General features: G+C 67.8%; 4 protein-coding genes. 1 reads left to right on the top strand and 3 read right to left on the bottom strand.

Annotation, left to right across the window (positions count from 1 at the left end):
• The first annotated feature begins 299 nt into the window (after window positions 1-299).
• A complete protein-coding gene (locus tag FV223_RS21290) occupies window positions 300-1,214 on the top strand; it encodes a manganese catalase family protein (RefSeq protein WP_147728870.1) in 915 nt (304 codons plus the stop codon).
• A 99-nt stretch (window positions 1,215-1,313) separates the two neighbouring features.
• On the opposite strand, the gene FV223_RS21285 is transcribed toward FV223_RS21290, so the two are convergent.
• The 3 genes from FV223_RS21285 to FV223_RS21275 all read right to left on the bottom strand — a co-directional run.
• Window positions 1,314-2,117, bottom strand: a complete 804-nt coding sequence (locus tag FV223_RS21285; protein WP_147728869.1) for an ABC transporter ATP-binding protein — start codon at window positions 2,115-2,117, stop codon at window positions 1,314-1,316.
• A gap of 11 nt (window positions 2,118-2,128) precedes the next feature.
• Window positions 2,129-3,010, bottom strand: a complete 882-nt coding sequence (gene ntrB / locus FV223_RS21280) for a nitrate ABC transporter permease (protein WP_147728868.1) — start codon at window positions 3,008-3,010, stop codon at window positions 2,129-2,131.
• The coding region (locus FV223_RS21275; protein ID WP_147728867.1) for a CmpA/NrtA family ABC transporter substrate-binding protein at window positions 3,010-4,245 on the bottom strand (1,236 nt) is incomplete at its 5' end. The genes ntrB and FV223_RS21275, both read right to left, overlap by 1 nt.

The raw sequence follows: 4,245 nt of genomic DNA, 5'->3' as shown, positions 1-4,245 counted from the left end.
GGCACGATGCGGCTGGAGGCTCGGCCGCCGTGACGCCGACGGGTCCGGCCCGGTCTGCGAGACGGCGATCCGCGAGCAGGATGGCGGCGCGCCGTGCCCGTCCGCGCGACCGCATCCACCGCGCTATGCAATCCAAGGATGAAGGTCCGGACGCCGCCGAAAGTCCGGCCGCCGGCGCGGGCCGGGCTCGCCGTCGCGCGGTTGCGATGCGCGGCTATCGGTCCGTCGCCAGGAACAAGGGCGCCGCTCGGCGGTAGCACCAACACGTCCCGGCGCTCCGGCGATAAGGATCCCAACCCATGTTCATGCGCATCGACAAGCTGCAGGCCGAGCTTCCGCAGCCGAAGCGACCCGATCCGAACGCCGCTGCGGCCCTGCAGGAGCTGCTCGGCGGCAAGTACGGCGAGATGTCCACCCTCGGGAACTACATGTTCCAGAGTTTCAATTTCCGCAACAAGTCCAAGCTGCGTCCGTTCTACAGCCTGGTCTCCAGCATCTTCGCCGAGGAGCTCGGCCACGTCGAGCTGGTCTCGACCGGCGTCTCGATGCTGAACAACGGCCCCGGCGACGACACCAAGGACGTCGACATCTCCAAGGCGCCCTTCGAGGACATGAAGGACATCCGGCTCGCCGGCAGCTTCCTATCGAACGGCGGCGGCGCGATGCCGATGAACTCGAACGCCGCGTCCTGGAACATGGACATGGTGACGACGACCGGTAATCTGATCATCGACCTGCTGCACAACTTCCACCTCGAATGCGGCGCCCGCCTGCACAAGCTGCGCGTCTACGAGACCCTGACGGACCCGACCGGTCGCGAGGTCTGCGGCTACCTGCTGGTGCGCGGCTCGGTCCACGCCCACGCCTACGCGCTGGCCTTGAAGAAGCTCACCGGCGTCGAGATCGAGAAGATGCTGCCGACGCCCAACATCGTCCTCGACAAGATCCCCGAGTGCCAGAAGTACCTGCAGGAGGGGAGCCACCGCCGCCTCTACACCTTCAGCCCGAACGACTACGCGGAAGCCGCCGGCGTCTGGTCGAACGACGAGGTCGCGCTGCCGGGTGATCCGCCCGGCCAGCTCGAGATCGTCGACGGCCACCCCGAGGGCGGCAAGATCCCGGAGCTCGACGGCAATTACGGTGCCTTCGCCCCCGACTACGCGCCCGAGGAGATCTTCGAGATCGCGAGCAAGCTCTACAAGAAGAGCCGCTGATCCGAGGTCGAACGACGAGGCCGGCGCTCCCGCGAGGGGCGCCGGCCTTTCTGTTTGCGGCCCTGGCAATGGATGCGCCGGCGCGCGCCCGGCGTTCGCTCAGGCGGCCAAAGCCGGTTTGGCGTGGCGCGCGTAGAGGAATTCCAGCACCTCCGCCCGGCAATGGACGTAGTCCTTGTCCTCGACCAGCTCGAGCCGACGGCGCGGGCGCGGCATCGGCACGGTCAGCACCTCGCCGATGGTGGCCGACGGGCCGTTGGTCATCATCACGATGCGGTCGGACAGGAGCACCGCCTCGTCCACGTCGTGGGTGATCATGATCACCGTGTTCCGCAGGCGCACCTGGATCTCCATGAGCTGATCCTGGAGATGGGCGCGGGTCAGCGCGTCGAGGGCGCCGAACGGCTCGTCCATCAGCAGCACCGTCGGCTCTATGGCGAGCGCCCGGGCGATGCCGACGCGCTGCTTCATGCCGCCGGAGATCTCGGACGGCCGCTTGTCGGCGGCGTGCACCATGTTCACCAGGGCGAGGTTGTGCTCGATCCAGGCCTTGCGCTCCGCCTTCGACTTCGTCCTGGCGAGCACCTTGTCGACGGCGAGCGCCACGTTCTCGCGCACCGTGAGCCAAGGCAGCAGCGAATGGTTCTGGAACACCACCGCCCGCTCGGGCCCGGGCGACGACACCTCCTTGCCGTCGAGCAGAGTGACGCCAGTCGAGCTCTTCAGAAGCCCGGCGACGATGTTGAGCACCGTCGACTTGCCGCAGCCGGAATGGCCGATGATCGAGACGAACTCGCCCTTGGCGACCTTGAGGTTCACGTCGCGCAGCACCTCGGTGGTGATGCCGCCGCGGGTGAAGCTGATGCCGACCTGCGAGAGGTCGAGATGGGATGGGTTGGCCATGGTCCCGGTCCTCAAGCTGCGCTGGTGCCGCGGGTGACGACCTGGCCGACCGCCGCCACCAGCCGGTCGAGGACGAAGCCGATGACGCCGACATAGACCAGCGCCACGATGATCTCGCTGATGTGTGAGGAGTTCCAGGCGTCCCAGATGAAGAAGCCGATGCCGACGCCGCCGATCAGCATCTCGGCGGCGACGATGGCGAGCCAGGACAGCCCGACGCCGATGCGAAGCCCGGTGAAGATGTACGGGGCCGCCGCCGGAAGCATGACCTTCATGAAGAACTCGATCGGGTTCAGGCGGATCACCGCGGCGACGTTGCGGTAGTCCTGCGGGATGTTGCGGATGCCGACCGCGGTGTTGATGATGATCGGCCAGATCGAGGTGATGAAGATCACGAAGATCGCGCTGGGCTGCCCGTCGCGGAAGGCGGCGAGCGACAGCGGCAGCCAGGCCAGCGGCGGGATCGTGCGCAGCACCTGGAAGATCGGGTCGAGGCCGCGCATCGCCCAGTCGGACTGGCCGACCAGCGTGCCGGTCAGGATTCCGACGATCGCCGCCAGCGCGAAGCCGAAGGCGACGCGCTGGAGGCTGGCCGAGATGTGCCAGAACAGGCCCTTGTCGGTGCCGCCGTTGTCGTAGAACGGGTGGGCGATGATGTCCCAGGCCTCCGTCACCACCCGCGAGGGCGGCGGCAGGCCGGCGGTGGGCCGCGAGCACGCGACCTCCCAGAACAGCAGGAAGGCCGCGAGCACCACGAGCGGCGGGATCAGGTTGGCGGCCAGGCCCTTCGCCCGCTTGGCGGTGAGGAAGGGCGTGCGGCTCTTCACGGCGGCGGCATCGCGGGCGGCGGTGCCGAGGGCGGTCTTGTCGGCGATCGTCGAGGTGGCGGCCATCACGAGACCTTCTTGATGCCGAGGCTGGCGAGGTAGGCGGCGGGGTTCTCGGGATCGAAGACCTTCCCGTCGAACATCGTCTCCTTGCCGCGGGACGTGCTGGTCGGGATCGCGGAGACGCCGAGCGTCTTGGCCGCGTCGCGCCAGAGGTCCTCGCGGTTCACCTTGGCGATCAGCGCCTTGGTGTCGGTCTGCGCGTCGAACTTGCCCCAGCGGATGTCCTCGGTGAGGAACCAGGAATCGTGCGACTGGTACGGGTACGAGGCGTTGTCGGCCCAGAACTTCATGGTGTGGGGGCTGTTCTCGACGACGCGGCCGTCGCCGTAATCGAACTTGCCCTTCATCCGGTCGATCACGTCGGTGACCGCGATGTTGATCCACTGGCGCTTGGCGACGATGCCGGCGAGCTCGTCCCGGTTCTCGGGCTTGTCGCACCATTGCTGGGCTTCCAGCACCGCCATCAGGAGCGCCTTGGCGGCGATCGGGTGCTTGTCGACCCAGGCCGCTCGCATGGCGAAGGCCTTCTCCGGATGGTCCTTCCACAACTCGCCGGTGGTGAGCGCGGTGTAGCCGATCCCTTGCGTGATGAGCTGCGCGTTCCACGGCTCGCAGACGCAGAAGCAGTCCATCGTGCCGACCTTCATGTTCGCCACCATCTGGGGCGGCGGCACGACGATGGTCTCGATGTCCTTGTCGGGGTCGATGCCGCCGGCGGCGAGCCAGTAGCGGATCCAGAGGTCGTGGGTGCCGCCCGGGAAGGTCATCGCCGCCTTGACCGGCTTGCCCGAGGCCTTCTTCCGCTCCAGGGCCGCCTTGAAGGGCTTGGCGTCGAGGGCGACCTTGTCGGGCATGTACTCCTTGCCGACGGAGATGCACTGCCCGTTCAAGTTGAGCCGGGCCATGATGTACATCGGCGTCGGCTGGTTGTTCTGCGTCACCCGGCCGGCCGTGATCAGGTAGGGCATCGGCGTCAGGATGTGAGCGCCGTCGATGCCGTTGCCCTCGGAGCCGAGCACGAGATTGTCGCGGGTGGTGCCCCACGACGCCTGCTTCATCACCTCGACGTCGGGCAGGCCGTACTTGGCGAAGATGCCCTTCTCCTTGGCGACGAAGAGCGGGGCGGCGTCGGTCAGCGCGATGAAGCCGAGCTTGGCCCCCTTGACCTCGGGGCCCGCGCCCTGCGCGAAGGCGCCCCCCGGCAGGGCGAGGCGCACGGCGGCGGCGAGCGACAGGGC

This window comes from Methylobacterium sp. WL116 (assembly GCF_008039455.1).
Taxonomy (GTDB): Bacteria; Pseudomonadota; Alphaproteobacteria; order Rhizobiales; family Beijerinckiaceae; genus Methylobacterium.
Note: the sequence above shows the minus strand (reverse complement) of the source record. Positions and strands in the feature narration are given on the sequence as shown.

Excerpts from the sequence above, each read along its gene's own strand:
- FV223_RS21290 (WP_147728870.1), top strand. The coding sequence starts at position 300 with ATGTTCATGCGCATCGACAAGCTGCAGGCCGAGCTTCCGCAGCCGAAG.
- FV223_RS21285 (WP_147728869.1), bottom strand. The coding sequence starts at position 2,117 with ATGGCCAACCCATCCCATCTCGACCTCTCGCAGGTCGGCATCAGCTTC.
- ntrB (WP_147728868.1), bottom strand. The coding sequence starts at position 3,010 with ATGGCCGCCACCTCGACGATCGCCGACAAGACCGCCCTCGGCACCGCC.